Here is a 13,872-nt window from a genome sequence, read left to right as displayed (position 1 = left end):
TTTGAGCGGCGTGTGGCCCCGAGAGGTCATGGCACCGAGCGCGCCGCTCCCACAGGCACTGGGCCGATATGACGGAGTCAGTCAACGGTATCGCCTCGCGCTTCAAGGCGGTGCTCGACGCAGCGCCGGACGCGATGGTGATCACGGACCGCGTCGGCCGCATGGTGGTCGTGAACGCCGAGGCCGAGCGGCTCTTCGGCTACCGGAGCGAGGAGCTCCTCGGTGAGCCCGTCGAGATGCTCATGCCCGAGCGCTTCCGGGCGGCGCACCCGCACCACCGGAACGGCTACTTCCGCGACCCGCGCACGCGTCCCATGGGCGCCGTCGGCGGCCTCGAGCTCTTCGGGCTGCGCAAGGACGGCACCGAGTTCCCCGCGGAGATCAGCCTCTCGCCCCTCGAGACCGAGGACGGGATGTACGCGATCACGGCGCTCCGGGACGTCACGGCTCGCAAGAAGGTGGAGTCGTACGTGAAGGGCGTCCTCGAGGCCGCGCCGGACGCGATGGTGGTGACCGACAGGCGCGGCAAGGTGATCCTCGTGAACGCGCAGGCCGAGAAGCTCTTCGGCTACTCGCGCGAGGAGCTGCTCGGCCAGCGCGTGGAGGCGCTCATCCCGGCGCGCTTCCGCGCGGCGCACCCGGCCCACCGCACCGAGTACTTCGCCTCGCCGAGGACCCGTCCGATGGGCGCGGGGCGCCTCGAGCTCTTCGGCCTCACGAAGGACGGGACCGAGTTCCCCGCGGAGATCAGCCTCTCGCCGCTGGAGACCGAGGACGGACCGCTCGCCATCACCGCCATCCGCGACGTCGCGGAGCGCAAGCGCGCGGAGGAGGAGCGGGCGCGCCTGCACGCACGGCTCGAGGCGACGCTCGGCGAGCTGGGCGCCGCCTACGACAAGTCGAAGGAGCTGGAGCGCCAGAAGGCCCGGTTCTTCGCGAACGTGAGCCACGAGCTGCGGACCCCGCTCGCGCTCATCCTCGGCCCCGCCGACGAGCTCCTGGCCGCGGAGCTCCCCTCGGGGACCCGGCGCGACCTCGAGGTCATCGCGCGCAACGCGCGTACGCTCGCGAAGCACGTGAACGACCTGCTCGACGTCTCGAAGCTCGAGGCCGGCAAGATGGCGCTCGAGCTCGCGGACGCGGACGTGGGGCGCCTGGTCCGCCTCGTCGCCGCGCACTTCGAGGCCTTCGCGGCGGAGCGCGGCACGGCCTTCGCCGTCGAAGGCCCCGAGTCGCTCGCAGCCCGCGTCGATCCCGGGAAGCTCCAGCGCGTCCTGTTCAACCTCCTCTCGAACGCCTTCAAGTTCACGCCGGCCGGGGGGCGGATCCGCTGCTCCCTGCGCGCGGTCACGGCCGCGGGCGCGGAGGTCACGCCGGGCTTCGCGCTCGAGGTCGCGGACAGCGGACCGGGCGTGCCGGAGGCGCAGCGGGAGTCGGTCTTCGCCCGCTTCGCGCGCGGGGACGACGAGGCGGCGCGCCGCGTGGGCGGGACCGGGCTCGGCCTCGCCATCGCCAAGGAGTTCGTGGAGCTGCACGGCGGCCGGATCGAGGTGGACGAGGCGCCGGAGGGCGGCGCGCTCTTCACGGTCCACCTGCCCCCGCAGGCCCGCAAGGAGGAGCTCCCCCCGGGCGCCGCGGGCGGGGAGGGCGACTACGGGTCCGGGGTCGTCGAGGAGCTTCGGACCGCCGCGGATCCGCCGGACGAGGTCTCGCGCGGAGGGCTGGACAGGCCGCGCGTGCTCGTCGTGGAGGACAACGCGGAGATGCGCCGCTTCGTCGCCGAGGTGCTCTCCGGCGAGTTCGAGGTCTCGACCGCTCCCGACGGGGAGGCCGGCCTGGTGGAGGCGCTCGCACGGCCGCCGGACGCGGTCGTCACGGACGTGATGATGCCGCGCATGAGCGGCGACGCGCTCGTCCGCGCCATGCGCGAGCGCCGCGAGCTCGACGGCGTCCCGGTGCTCGTGCTCACCGCGAGGGCGGACGACGCGCTCCGCGCCCAGCTCCTCCGGGAAGGCGCGCAGGACTACCTCATGAAGCCGTTCGTGGCCGAGGAGGCGCGGGCCCGGGTCGCGAACCTCGTCTCCGTGAAGCGCGCCCGGGAGGTCCTGCAGCGCGAGCTCGACTCCCAGACGCACGACGTCGTCGCGCTCGCCGGAGCGCTCGCGGCGCGCAAGCGCGAGCTCGAGGCCGCGCTCGAGGTGGCGCGGCGCGCGCAGGAGGACGCGGAGCGGGCGAACGCGGTAAGGACCCACTTCCTCCGCCTCGTCTCCCACGAGCTGCGGACTCCGCTCACGACCCTGCACCTCCAGCTCCAGCGGCTCACCCGCGACGCCGAGCATCCGCTCGAGGAGCACCAGCGCGCGATCCTGCGCCGCGGGGTGTTCGCCGCGACCCGGCTCACCGGGCTCGTCGAGGCGCTCCTGCACCAGGCCCAGCTCGCGAGCGGCCGGCTCGCGGCCGAGGTCGAGGACGTCGATCTCGGGGCGCTGGTCGCGAAGGTGGTGGAGGAGCAGCGCCCGCAGGCGGAGGACAAGGGGCTCGAGCTCGTCCTCCGCGCGCCGGATCACGTCCCATGGATCGAGACGGAGCCGCGGTTCCTGCGCCTCATCCTCGCGAACCTCGTCGGGAACGCCATCAAGTTCACCACCGCCGGCGCGGTGGAGGTCGCGATCGAGAGCCGCGGCGACGAGCTCCGCGTGCAGGTGAAGGACTCCGGACCGGGCATCGCGCCGGAGGATCGCTCCCGCCTCTTCGAGCCCTTCGAGCGCAGCGCGCGCGCCGCCGAGCAATACGTCCCGGGGCTCGGTCTCGGCCTCACGGTCGCGCGGGACCTCGGGGCCGCGATCGGCGCGCGCGTGGAGCTGGCGTCCTCCTCCGGGATGGGGAGCACCTTCGTCGTGGCGCTCCCGAGCGGCCAGCCCGCGGCGGCGCGCGGGGCGGTCGCGCGGCGCCGGCCGGAACGCGAGCGGTGAGCGGAGCGCAGGCCGTCGGCCGGCGCCTCGGTCGGTGTGCTCCGGGTGGGTTTCCGCTCCTGGTATAGGGCGATCGCGCGAGGCGCCGTCACGGAGCGGCGCGCCCGAGCTCCTTGCGCATGGGGCGCCTGCTGCCCACGTGAAGTGGTGCGCCTGCGCCCGGATCCGGCCATGGCCTCGCTCGCCAAGATCTCCCGCCCGCGGCTGCCTGCCGTCGTGCCCCGCGCGCGGCTCTTCGCGCGGCTCGACGAGGCGCGAGCGGCGACCTGGATCGCCGGGCCTCCCGGCGCGGGGAAGACGACGCTCGCCGCGAGCTACGTGACGGCCCGCGCGCTGCGCTGCCTCTGGTACCAGCTCGATCCCGGCGACGCCGACCCCGCGACCTTCTTCTACTATCTCGTCCAGGCGTCGCGGCGCGCGACGCCCGGCTCCCGGCGGCCGCTCCCGCTCTTCACCCCTCCGTATCACGGTGGGCTCCAGACCTTCGCGCGCCGCTTCTTCCGCCAGCTCTGGGCCAGCATCAAGGTGCCGTTCGTCTTCGTGCTCGACGGCCTGCACGAGGTGCCGCCTGGTTGCGAGCTCCCCGACCTGCTGCGCGAGGCGCTCCCCGAGCAGTCCGCGGCCGTGAGGCACCTCGTGCAGCTGTTCCGCGAGGCGTCGGCCGCGTCGAACGCGCCCGAGCACACGGCCGCATCGGTGGCGCAGCCGGTGCAGAGGCCGTCGAGGCAGAGCGCGCCCGCGGCGCAGTCGTAATCGGCGAAGCAGCCGCCGGGCTCGACGGGGGCTCGCTGCTGCGGCCACGGGAGAAGCTCCATGGCTGCGGCGGGCCCAGGTGGCTGCGCGGTCTGCGCGCGCCCCCTCGGCGCGCGAGACGTCCGTGATCCGCGCTACACGAGATCACGCTGCGCGGCCTCCGGGCGTTGGTGTGCCGAGGACGCGGTTCCCGAGAACCGACGCGCAGGGCCGGGCGGAGCGTCGGCGGCGGCCCTCCGGTCCCCGCTCGGCCTCCGGCGTTAGGCCCAAGTCCCGCTCGGCGCGGGCACGCGATCGTGTGGAGGGGAGGCGCGGATGTGGATCGCGGCGCGAATAGGGCGCCCGCCCATCTGCCCCCGCGAGCGCCGCTCGCCGGAGCGGCGCCGTCACGTAGAGTCGCCGAAGCAGGAGAACGGAAGCCCTCGCGGTCGACGCGCCGGTATGCGGCGGCCGGTCGTGGGCGGCTACACGGAGCGTCACCATGGCCGACGTCGTTCGATCCGTCACCGTACCGCTCGACCCCTTCGTCTCGTCCGTTCCCGCTGGCGTGAAGGTCCCCGCCCGGATCGACTTCCGGGTCGCCCTCGCGCTCGTCGGCACGGACGCGGGCTTCGTGCTCCTGCACCTCGGCAGGCACTTCGGGTGGCTCCCGGACGATCCCATGCTCTCGCTGTCCCAGGACGGCGGCTACGCGGAGTGGTTCCAGTACGCGAAGGAGCTCTCCGTGCTCCTGCTCCTCGGGATCGCCGGCGTCCGCAAGCGGAGCACGCTCCTCGCCGTCCTGGCGCTGCTCTACCTGTACCTCCTCCTCGACGACTCGCTGCGGATCCACGAGGTCATGGGCTCGGCGGTGGCGGCCTCGGGGCTGCTCCCGGAGAAGCTCGGACAGCCTGCGTGGGCCGCGGCCGTCGGGTCGATGTTCCTCGTACCGCTCGGTCTCGGCTATCTCCGGAGCGACGCGGACACGAGACGCTTCGCGCGCTGGCTCCTCGGGCTCACGGCCCTGCTCGCGGCGTTCGGGGTCGTGGTCGACTTCGCGCTGGCGGGACTCCGCGGCGGCGCGCTGATCGAGGAGATCGGCGAGCTGCTCGTGATGAGCGCCACCGTCACGTTCGTGCTCGGGGTCTTCCCACCCGCCTGTCCCCGCGCGGCGCTTGAGCGGGGACACCTCGGGTAGGCGGGGGAGGGGACCGAGGGGTCGATGGTCCCGGAGGCTCACCCGCACGCCTCAGGCCGCAGGCAGGTTCAGGCGGCGGAGCAGGGCGGGATATCGGGGATCGGATCGCAGGCTGCGCAGGAAGGGGTCGCGGGTGACGAGCACGAGGCCGGCGTCTTGCGACGTCCGGGCCCGCTCGAGCCAGGCGAACGCTCTTTCGTGCTCGCCGCGCCACGCGTGGATCTCGGCGAGCTGGTACGGCATCGAGGACGCGAACCTGGCCTCGAGCGCCTCGAGCGCGACGCGTGAGCGCGAGGCGTGGCCGAGCGCGTGATGTGCGATCGCTGCGATCGTCAGCCCGAACCCCTCGTGCGCCTGCGACGTGTGCGGCGCGAAGACGGCGGTCGCCTGGATGGCGCGACCGCTCAGGACCAGCGCCGCGGACCGCCAGAACGCGGCGTAGGGATTCCCGGGATCGAGCTCGAGCGCCCGCTCCGCGGCCCGCGCGCACTGCTCGACGTCTCCCGTGCCGGCGTACGTCATCGCGAGGTACGTCCAGGCGAGCGCGTCGAGCGGATCGAGCTCGGTCGCCCTCACCAGCGACGCGAGCCCTTCCTCGACCCGGCCGAACGGGACGAGGACCATGCACGCGTGGTCCCGCACCACGCGCGCGTCGCCCCGCCCGAGGGCGACGGCGCGCTCGAGGTCCTCGCGGCCCGCGGCGAAATCCCACCGGAGGAGCATCCGCAGGGTTCCGCGCGTGCTCCACGCCGTCGCGAGCCCCGGATCGAGCGCGACGGCGCGCTCCGCCGCCTCGAGCGCGCGCCCCCGCCACCCGGTCCGGGAGGCCGCGTCGGCCACCAGGTCGGAGGCCCAGAGGAGCGCCTCCGCGAGGTCCCCCCACGCCGGCGCGTAGCCGGGATCGAGCGCGATGACCTTCTCGTAAGCGCTCGTCGCGCCGGCCTGGCCCAGCAGATCGCGTCGCTCGAGCAGCCGGCGCGCGATGAGGTAGGCGTCGTACACCTCCGGGCGCGCGGTGCGATGGGACTCGACCGACGGCGCCTCGCCGCGCGCGAGCCGGACCTCGAGCGCGGCGACGACCGCGCTCGCGATGCCCTCCTGGACCGCGAACACGTCCGTCAGCTCCCGGTCGTACGTCTGCGACCAGAGCGTGAACCCGTCGGACGCGCTCAGGAGCTTAGCGGTGATGCGCGCTCGGTCGCCGGCGCGGCGCACGCTCCCCTCGAGCACGTTCGTGACCCCGAGCTTGCGCCCGATCGTCGCCGCGTCCTCACGCGAGTCGCGGAAGGAGAAGGACGAGGTCCGCCCGGCGACGTGGAGCCCGCGGACCCGCGTGAGCGCGTGCAGGATCTCCTCTGCGACCCCGTCCGAGAAGAATTCCTGGCCGGGATCCGGGCTCATGTTCGCGAACGGCAGCACCGCGATCGATGGCGGGCCGGAGCCGCGGCCGTGCGGCTCGTATCGTGTGTCGCGCCAGGAGGCGGAAGATGGCGTCGGCGCCGCTGCGGGACCGCGCTCGAGCGCGGCGAGCGCGGCGACGACCTCGCCGCCGTCCCGAGGGCGCTCCACCGGATCGGCCGCGAGCATCCGCGTGACGAGCGGAGCGACCGAAGGGGGCTCGGGGACCCTGAGCACGGCGCCCTCGACGTCGCCCTCGCCGTCCCGCGGCGGCGGCTCGCCCCGGAGCATCTGGAACAGGAGGACGCCGAGCGCGAACACGTCGGTGCGCTCGTCCTCCGGGGCGCCCCGCACCTGCTCGGGCGCCATGTGACCAGGGGTTCCGCCCGGCATCGCGCGGTGCGCGAACGCTTGCGCCATCCCGAGATCGAGGACCTTCACGCGCCCGTCGCTGCACAGGAAGACGTTTCCGGGCTTGAGATCGCGGTGGACGACGCCGCTCGCGTGCGCGTGCGCGACCCCTCGGGCGACCTCGAGCGCGATGCGCAGCGCCTCGCGCGGCGGGAGCGGCCCGCGGGCGAGGCGGGCTCCGAGCGTCTCTCCCCGGAGGAGCTCGAGGACCAGGAAAGGGCCCGCCGGTGCGCGCCCGAAATCGAAGAGCGTGACGACGTTCGGGTGCGAGAGGCTCGCCGCGATCGCCGCCTCTCGCAGGAGGGGATCCTCTGCGACGTCGCGCCCAGCCCCGCGGCGGAGCGCCTTGAAGGCGACGCCGCGGCCCAGCTCCCGGTCGCGCGCTTCCCAGACGATCCCGAAGCCGCCGCGTCCGAGCTCGCGAATCAGCTCGAACCTGCCGATGACTGCTCCCGGCCGGAGCTCGGCCTCCCACGCGCCCTCGGGCGCCCGCGCGAGCTCCGCGAGCAAAGCCGAGAGCGCGCCGGGGTCTTGACGCGACGACGGCTCAGCGACGCTGCGCACGCCCTGCTCCGGCATGAGAGACCCTCAACCCAGCCAGCGAGACGATAGCTCCGCGGAGGCTCCAGGGGCGTCCGCCGAACGCGGGAATGCTGCGCAGCTGCCCTGCGATGGCACGCCCGGCGCGGGTCGATGACGGCAAGACGAGGGCACGGGCAGCCGTCCCCCGCCTCGCTCCCAGGCGGGCAACTCGCAGCGCGGACCGACTGACCGGGCTACGACCGCGCGATGACCGAACGAGACAAGATGGCTGCGGGCGAGCTCTACCTGGCCTCGGACCCGGAGCTCGTTCGAGCGCGTTCCCGCGCTCGCCGCCTGATCAAGCATCTGTCCGAGGTGGATGCCGACGATCTGGATGCTCGCAACGCCGTCCTCTCGGACCTGCTCGGCTCGATGGCATCGGGCGTCTACGTCGAGCCGCCGCTGTTCGTGGACTACGGGTTCAACGTGAGCCTCGGAGCGCGTACCTACCTCAACACCGGCTGCATCCTGCTCGACTGCAACCGCATCGACGTCGGTGAGGACGTGCTCATCGGCCCGGCGGTCCAGGTCTACACGGCGACGCACCCCGTCGATCCCGGCGAGCGAGCTCGAGGGCTGGAGCGGGCCCTCGCCGTTCGCATCGAGTCGCGGGTGTGGATCGGAGGCGCAGCGGTGATACTCCCCGGCGTCACGGTGGGTGAGGGCTCGACGATCGGCGCGGGGAGCGTCGTCACGGCAGACGTACCGCCGCGCTGCGTCGCTGCGGGAAACCCTTGCAAGGTGATCCGCCGCCTCGGCTGAGGGGCGTATTCTCCACGGTCCCCGGTGCTGCTTCACGTCTGCGCTGCAAACCGGATGGAGTTCCGATGATCGATCACGTGAGCGTCATCGTCAGCGACTACGCGAAGAGCAAGGCCTTCTACCTGCAGGCGCTCGCGCAGACCGGCCATTCGCGGCTGGTGGAGCTCCCTGCCGCGCGCGATGGCCATGCGCTGACCGCCGGCTTCTGTCATGCCGACGGATCCGATTTCTGGATCAGCCAGGGCGATGCGATCACACCGCCCATCCACATCGCATTTCGCGTGTCCTCGCGCGCAGCGGTGGATGCCTTCCACAAGGCGGCCATCGCAGCAGGCGGCAGGGACAACGGTGCGCCGGGCCTGAGGCCGCACTACCACCCGAACTACTACGGCGCCTATGTGCTCGATCCGGACGGTCACAACATCGAGGCTGTCTGTCACGACGCGCAGTGACGTCGGGCGGGACGCGGCGGTGGCAAGCGATCCGCGGGATGTCGCAACACCCTCGACGCACGTCCCACGAACGACGACCCGGGCAACGGAGGCGCAGAAAGGCGCGTCTCCGTAAACCCGAGTCGGAATCAATGGATGGTGAGTGACCCCACGGGGATTCGAACCCCGGTTGCGGCCTTGAAAGGGCCGAGTCCTGGGCCTCTAGACGATGGGGTCGGGCGGTCTAGTACCCGACAAGGCGGCGTCTGTCAAAGGGTCGGCGCTCGCCGGGCGTCGGTTCAGACGCGACGGGCGGCGGCGGGGTGCGCCGGTGCGCCGCGCGGGCGGTAGACGGTCCCGCGGACGTGGTCCCAGAGCGGGAACGTCACGTTGAAGTTCCAGCGCTGCATGAGGCTCGTCGCGTGGTGCAGCTGGTGGTGGCGGCGCAGGTAGCCGATCGCGCGGGTGCGGCCGATGGGGCTCTCCTCGGGCAGGTGATAGGCGAGGTGGAGCCACTCGTACGAGAGCACGTAAAGGACGACCGTCGCGACCCACAGCGCGGCGAGGTTCGGCTGGCGGAGCCAGAGGAACAGGAGCGCCATCGGCGAGGTGAGGATCACGATGCCGAACACCGCGTACGCGGGGAGGAGCACGAGCTTCAGCTCCTTCGCGCTGCGGAGCGCCATGTCCTGGCCGACGAACACGGCGTGGTGCTGCGGCGTGTGGCGTGTGTAGAAGACCTCGAGCCAGCGCACGCGCCGGTGCAGGAGCCCGCGGTGCACGTGCCACTCGACGGCGTTGCCGAAGGCGAAGAAGACAGGGACGAGCAGGAGCTGCCAGGCGGTCAGGCCCTCGACGCGCGAGAGGGCGAGGGCCGCGAGAGCGAGGCCGCCGAGGCTCGGCAGCAACAGGTGCAGCGTGGGCGAGTAGGTGCTCGGGATGCGCCCCATGAGCTCGGCGCGGAGCTCCTCGCGCGACGCGTGCGTCATTTGGCGGCCTTGCCTCCGGGCGGCGCAGGAGCGCCCTTCTCCCTGGAAGGTAGGGGGCGGCCGTTCGGCCCGCAACGCGACACGCGGGAAGCGTACCCGGAGCGCGTCGGGGGCGGCGGCGCCCCGACGCGGCGCGCCAGGTGTCAGCGGGCGCCTTCCTCGAACAGCCAGGTCGACAGGTAGCGCTCGCCCGTGTCCGGCAGCACCACGACGACGAGCTTGCCGGCATTCTCCGGCCGGCGGGCCACCTCGCGCGCCGCCCAGGCGGCGCCGCCGCAGGAGATTCCGGAGAGGATGCCCTCCTCGCGGCAGAGGCGCCGCGCCATCTCCCCGGCCGGATCGTTCCCGACCGTGATCACCTCGTCGATGAGGTTCACGTTGAGGACCTTCGGCACGAACCCCGGGCCCCAGCCCTGGATCTTGTGCGGCCCGCCCTTGCCGCCGGAGAGGACCGGCGAGTCGGCGGGCTCGGCGGCGACGATGCGGATCCCCGGCTTCCGCGCCTTCAGGACCTCGGCGCAGCCGGTGACCGTGCCGCCCGTGCCCGTGCCGGCGACGAGGATGTCGATGCGACCGTCGGTGTCTCGCCAGATCTCCTCGGCGGTGGTGCGGCGGTGGATCTCCGGGTTCGCCGGGTTCTCGAACTGCTGCAGGACGAGGTAGCGGCCGTCCTCGGCGGCGAGGTCCTCCGCCTTCTTGATGGCGCCCTTCATGCCCTCCGGCCCGGGCGTGAGGACGAGCTTCGCGCCGAGCGCGAGCAGGAGCTTGCGCCGCTCGATGCTCATCGTCTCCGGCATCGTGAGCACGATGGGGATGCCCTTCGCCGCGGCCGCGAAGGCGAGGCCGATGCCGGTGTTGCCGCTCGTGGGCTCGAGGAGGATGGTGTCGGGCTTGATGCGCCCGTCGCGCTCGGCCGCCTCGATCATCGCGACGCCGATCCGGTCCTTCACCGACGAGCACGGGTTGAAGCTCTCGAGCTTGGCGGCGACGTTGGCGCGCGCGCCATCCATCACCCGGTTGAGCCGCACGAGCGGCGTGTTGCCGATGAGCTTCGTCACGTCGTCCGCGATGCGCATCCCGTGTCCTCTCGCGAGCGGTCCCGGCGCGGGTTCCGCTATAACGGACGCCATCTTTAAAAGCGGATGCGAGTCCTGTCAAGCAGAGGCTCGCCGGGCGGGCGACCCGCACCGGGAGAGACGGTCGCCAGGGTGAGCGCGGGCCGGCGGCGGGGCGCGGCATGCGCCTCGCCCGCAACCCACGCGAGCCAGGTGCCTCCCCGGCCGTCGCGCGCACGGTAGGCCCGCAGCGCGGCCCGAGCTCGACTCCGGCGCCTCGCGAGCGCGGCGCTGTCCGGGGGCGCCGCGCTTGCACGGGGGCGCCGCATGCGACGCCCTCTGGCCGCGCTCGCCGCGGCGCTCCTCACCGGCTGCCAGCCCCTGCTCGACGTCCCCGCGCGCGCGCCCGAGGTGCGGGCGGTGCGGATCGTCACCTGGAACGTCCACGATCTCTTCGACGCCGAGGACCGCCTCCTGCCGCCCGGCGCGGAGGACGAGGTGCCCTCGACCGCAGAGGTGGAGGCGAAGCTCGGCGCGCTCGCGGCGGTGCTCGCTCGCCTCGACGCCGACGTGGTGCTGCTGCAGGAGGTCGAGAACCTCGCGCTGCTCGAGGCGCTCGCGGAGGGCGCGGGATACGAGGTCGCGCGGCTCGTCGAGGGCAACGACCCGCGGGGCATCGACGTCGCGGCGCTCTCGCGCCGGCCGATCTCGCGCTACGTGAGCCACGCCGGGGAGCGCGACGCGGCGGGCCGGGTGCTCTGGCCGCGCGACTGCGCGGAGGTCCACCTCGCCGCGGGCGCCACGCGGCTCGCGATCGTCATGAGCCACCTCAGCTCGCGCCTCTCGGACGACGGCACCCGTCGCGCGGCCCAGGCGGCGCGCATGCGCGAGATCGCCGACGCGCTCGCCATGGCGGATCCGGACGCGGTCGTGCTCGCCGGCGGCGATCTCAACGACCCGCCCACGGCGCCCGCCCTCGGGCCGCTCGCCGCCGACGGCTCGTACCTCGATCCGCTGCCTGCCGAGGCGACGACCTGGTCCACGGGGGTGGCCGCCGAGCGGCTGGACGCGCTGCTCGTCGCGCGGGGGCACGCGGGCGCGGTCGTGCGCGCGGAGGTCGTGCACGGGACCGACGTCGCCCGCGCGTCCGACCATCAGCCGATCGTGCTGGACCTCCGTCTGCCGTGACATCGCGCGGGCGGCAGGGACTCCCCACCTTGAAAGGGAAGGGGACTTTCGATGGCGAAACAACGGACACCGAAGGACGAGCTGGGCACCGAGCCGGGGCTCGCGGGCGGGCCCGGACCGAAGCCGCCCGGCTTCGACGATGGGACGCCGCGCATCCTGGGGGACGGCTCGCCGGGCTACCCGCCCGAGGGAGCGCTCGAGCCCCGGGACGAGGAGGTCGAGAACCGGAAGGGTGAGCCGGTGGAGCACCCGCACCATCCCGCCCCCCGGGGCCCGAGGCGCGGGAGCGAGGGGTGAGCCGCAGGTTCGCGGGGAGGGTGGTCGTCGTCACCGGGGCCGCCGCCGGGCTCGGCCGCGCCATCGCGCGGGCGTTCGGCGCGGAGGGGGCGCGGGTGGGGCTGCTCGCGCGCGGGAGCGAGGCGCTCGAGAACGCGGCGGCCGAGATCCGCGCCGCCGGCGGCGAGGCGCTGGTCCTGGTGGCGGACGTGGCGGACGATCGCGCGGTCCAGGCGGCGGCCGACGCGGTCGTCGGTCAGTGGGGCGCCATCGATCTCTGGGTCAACGACGCGATGGTCAGCGTCTTCTCGCCCGTGATGGAGATGACCGCCGACGAGTACCGGAGAGTCACCGAGGTCACCTACCTCGGCGTCGTCCACGGCACGCGCGCCGCGCTCCGGCACATGCTCCCGCGCGACCGCGGGCACGTGATCCAGATCGGCTCGGCGCTCGCCTACCGGTCCATCCCGCTCCAGAGCGCCTACTGCGCCGCCAAGGCCGCGGCGCGGGGCTTCACCGACGCCCTCCGCTGCGAGCTCCACCACGACCGCTCGCGCGTGAAGCTCTCGATGATCCATCTCCCTGCCGTGAACACCGCGCAGTTCGACCTCGTCCGCACGCGGCTTCCCGGGCACCCGAAGCCCGTGCCGCCCATCTACCAGCCCGAGCTCATCGCCGGCGCGGTGCTCCGCGTGGCGGGGCGCCCGGTGCGGGAGCTCTGGCTCGGCTGGCCCACCGCGCGGGCGATCCTCGGCCAGTTCGTCATCCCCGGCCTGCTCGATCGCTACCTCGGGCGGATCGGCTACCGCGCCCAGCAGGCCGACTTCCCGCCGGAGCCGGGCCGGCCCGACGACGTCGACGCGCCCGTCCCGGGCGATCCGGGCGCGCGCGGCGAGTTCGATCGCGAGGCGCACGCGACGAGCCTGTCGATGTGGCTGCAGCTCCGGCGCGGCGCGATCCTCGCGTCGCTGGCGGCCGTCGCCCTCGCAGGGTGGGGCGCCCGGCGGCTCGGGGCGCGCTGAGTAGGGAGGGGAAGCGTATCAGCTCTCCTTCGAGCCCACCGGCGGCGCGTGCGCCGCGAGGAACCGCGCGACCCGCGCGCGCACGAGGTCGCGGTGCGTGAAGATGGCGACGTGCTCGCCGCCCTCGATCTCGAGCAGCTCAGCGCCCGGGACCCGCGCCGCGAGCTCCTGGCCTTGCGCGAACGGCGCCGCGCTGTCCCGCGTCCCGTGCACGACCAGGAGCGGCGCCGCGATCCGCTCGAGCGGGAACGACAGGTCGCTGCGCGTGGCGGCGACGTCGAGCTCCGTGCCGGGCATGCGGAGCGCCATCCGATCCATCGTGCTGAGCTGCAGCTCCCTGAGCAGCGGGCCTGCTTCGGGATCGCCGAGCGTCCGCGCGCGCACCGCCGGGTCCCGGATCGGCCGGCGCGCTGACGCCTCCGGATCCCGCTCCGCCTTCCGGCGCATCGCGGCGACGAGCGGGCCGCAGCGCGCGGTCAGCTTCATGACGTACCACGCGAGCGGCAGGCGCTGCTCGACGCGCCGGCAGACAGACGACACGATCACGAGGCCCCAGCAGCGATCGGGGTGGCTGAGCGCGAACTGGAGGGCGGACGGGCCGCCGCCCGAGACGGCCATCACGGCGGCGCGCTCGACGCCGAGCGCGTCGAGCAGGTCGCGGTAGAGATCGGCCTGCTCGGCCAGCGTCCGGCCGGCGGAGAGCGGCGTGCCGAGGTAGCCCGGGCGCGAGGGCGCGACGTACCGGAACCCCGGCGCGCCGATCGTCCGCGCGAGGATGAGCCCTTGGTCGTGGCCGCCCATCGCGCCGTGGAGCGATAGCACCGCGGGACCCTCGCCCGAGATGGCGCACTCGACG

Annotated in this window: 12 protein-coding genes and 1 tRNA gene; 8 read left to right on the top strand and 5 right to left on the bottom strand. The window is 73.7% G+C overall.

The annotated features are described in order from the left end of the window. The first annotated feature begins 68 nt into the window (after positions 1 to 68). The 3 genes from MLV88_RS11525 to MLV88_RS11515 all read left to right on the top strand — a co-directional run bounded on the left by MLV88_RS11525 (position 69) and on the right by MLV88_RS11515 (position 4,902). A complete protein-coding gene (locus MLV88_RS11525) occupies positions 69 to 2,972 on the top strand; it encodes an ATP-binding protein (RefSeq protein ID WP_243337539.1) in 2,904 nt (967 codons plus the stop codon). Positions 2,973 to 3,143: 171 nt separating this feature from the next. Further along, on the top strand, positions 3,144 to 3,725 hold the full coding sequence (locus MLV88_RS11520) for a P-loop NTPase family protein (RefSeq protein ID WP_242335738.1): 582 nt from the start codon (positions 3,144 to 3,146) through the stop codon (positions 3,723 to 3,725). A gap of 481 nt (positions 3,726 to 4,206) precedes the next feature. Beyond that, positions 4,207 to 4,902 (top strand): hypothetical protein, encoded by a 696-nt coding sequence (locus MLV88_RS11515; RefSeq protein ID WP_242335741.1) that lies wholly within the window; start codon positions 4,207 to 4,209, stop codon positions 4,900 to 4,902. A 51-nt stretch (positions 4,903 to 4,953) separates the two neighbouring features. On the opposite strand, the gene MLV88_RS11510 is transcribed toward MLV88_RS11515, so the two are convergent. Then, a complete protein-coding gene (locus MLV88_RS11510; RefSeq protein ID WP_242335743.1) occupies positions 4,954 to 7,290 on the bottom strand; it encodes a protein kinase domain-containing protein in 2,337 nt (778 codons plus the stop codon). 210 nt (positions 7,291 to 7,500) lie between these two features. On the opposite strand from MLV88_RS11510, the gene MLV88_RS11505 reads away from it, so the two are divergent. After that, on the top strand, positions 7,501 to 8,055 hold the full coding sequence (locus MLV88_RS11505) for a sugar O-acetyltransferase (protein WP_242353552.1): 555 nt from the start codon (positions 7,501 to 7,503) through the stop codon (positions 8,053 to 8,055). 65 nt (positions 8,056 to 8,120) lie between these two features. Beyond that, positions 8,121 to 8,507, top strand: a complete 387-nt coding sequence (locus MLV88_RS11500; protein ID WP_242335748.1) for a VOC family protein — start codon at positions 8,121 to 8,123, stop codon at positions 8,505 to 8,507. A 143-nt stretch (positions 8,508 to 8,650) separates the two neighbouring features. On the opposite strand, the gene MLV88_RS11495 is transcribed toward MLV88_RS11500, so the two are convergent. The 3 genes from MLV88_RS11495 to cysK all read right to left on the bottom strand — a co-directional run bounded on the left by MLV88_RS11495 (position 8,651) and on the right by cysK (position 10,551). Further along, a tRNA-Glu gene (locus MLV88_RS11495) sits at positions 8,651 to 8,723 on the bottom strand. Positions 8,724 to 8,785: 62 nt separating this feature from the next. Continuing rightward, positions 8,786 to 9,475 (bottom strand): sterol desaturase family protein, encoded by a 690-nt coding sequence (locus tag MLV88_RS11490; RefSeq protein WP_242353554.1) that lies wholly within the window; start codon positions 9,473 to 9,475, stop codon positions 8,786 to 8,788. Positions 9,476 to 9,618: 143 nt separating this feature from the next. After that, a complete protein-coding gene (cysK, locus tag MLV88_RS11485; protein ID WP_242353563.1) occupies positions 9,619 to 10,551 on the bottom strand; it encodes a cysteine synthase A in 933 nt (310 codons plus the stop codon). A 306-nt stretch (positions 10,552 to 10,857) separates the two neighbouring features. Here cysK and MLV88_RS11480 point away from each other — a divergent pair, with 306 nt between their 5' ends. From MLV88_RS11480 to MLV88_RS11470, 3 genes are read left to right on the top strand one after another with little or no spacing between them, the layout of a single operon-like run. Next, complete coding sequence (locus MLV88_RS11480) at positions 10,858 to 11,718, top strand: endonuclease/exonuclease/phosphatase family protein (RefSeq protein WP_242353567.1); 861 nt, start codon at positions 10,858 to 10,860, stop codon at positions 11,716 to 11,718. Positions 11,719 to 11,769: 51 nt separating this feature from the next. Further along, positions 11,770 to 12,015, top strand: coding sequence for a hypothetical protein (locus MLV88_RS11475; protein ID WP_242353584.1), 246 nt, complete (start codon positions 11,770 to 11,772; stop codon positions 12,013 to 12,015). Further along, complete coding sequence (locus tag MLV88_RS11470) at positions 12,012 to 13,016, top strand: SDR family oxidoreductase (RefSeq protein WP_242353586.1); 1,005 nt, start codon at positions 12,012 to 12,014, stop codon at positions 13,014 to 13,016. The genes MLV88_RS11475 and MLV88_RS11470 overlap by 4 nt, the downstream gene beginning before the upstream one ends. 18 nt (positions 13,017 to 13,034) lie before the next feature. On the opposite strand, the gene MLV88_RS11465 is transcribed toward MLV88_RS11470, so the two are convergent. After that, positions 13,035 to 13,838 (bottom strand): alpha/beta fold hydrolase, encoded by an 804-nt coding sequence (locus MLV88_RS11465; protein WP_242353588.1) that lies wholly within the window; start codon positions 13,836 to 13,838, stop codon positions 13,035 to 13,037. Positions 13,839 to 13,872 lie beyond the last annotated feature (34 nt).

The organism is Anaeromyxobacter soli (genome assembly GCF_022808855.1).
Lineage (GTDB): Bacteria > Myxococcota > Myxococcia > Myxococcales > Anaeromyxobacteraceae > Anaeromyxobacter > Anaeromyxobacter soli.
Note: the sequence above shows the minus strand (reverse complement) of the source record. Positions and strands in the feature narration are given on the sequence as shown.

What these genes read in the sequence shown, in the direction of transcription:
- MLV88_RS11480 (WP_242353567.1), top strand. Translation starts at nt 10,858, where the DNA reads ATGCGACGCCCTCTGGCCGCGCTCGCCGCGGCGCTCCTCACCGGCTGC.
- MLV88_RS11490 (WP_242353554.1), bottom strand. Translation starts at nt 9,475, where the DNA reads ATGACGCACGCGTCGCGCGAGGAGCTCCGCGCCGAGCTCATGGGGCGC.
- MLV88_RS11510 (WP_242335743.1), bottom strand. Translation starts at nt 7,290, where the DNA reads ATGCCGGAGCAGGGCGTGCGCAGCGTCGCTGAGCCGTCGTCGCGTCAA.
- MLV88_RS11505 (WP_242353552.1), top strand. Translation starts at nt 7,501, where the DNA reads ATGACCGAACGAGACAAGATGGCTGCGGGCGAGCTCTACCTGGCCTCG.
- MLV88_RS11515 (WP_242335741.1), top strand. Translation starts at nt 4,207, where the DNA reads ATGGCCGACGTCGTTCGATCCGTCACCGTACCGCTCGACCCCTTCGTC.
- cysK (WP_242353563.1), bottom strand. Translation starts at nt 10,551, where the DNA reads ATGCGCATCGCGGACGACGTGACGAAGCTCATCGGCAACACGCCGCTC.
- MLV88_RS11475 (WP_242353584.1), top strand. Translation starts at nt 11,770, where the DNA reads ATGGCGAAACAACGGACACCGAAGGACGAGCTGGGCACCGAGCCGGGG.
- MLV88_RS11520 (WP_242335738.1), top strand. Translation starts at nt 3,144, where the DNA reads ATGGCCTCGCTCGCCAAGATCTCCCGCCCGCGGCTGCCTGCCGTCGTG.
- MLV88_RS11525 (WP_243337539.1), top strand. Translation starts at nt 69, where the DNA reads ATGACGGAGTCAGTCAACGGTATCGCCTCGCGCTTCAAGGCGGTGCTC.
- MLV88_RS11500 (WP_242335748.1), top strand. Translation starts at nt 8,121, where the DNA reads ATGATCGATCACGTGAGCGTCATCGTCAGCGACTACGCGAAGAGCAAG.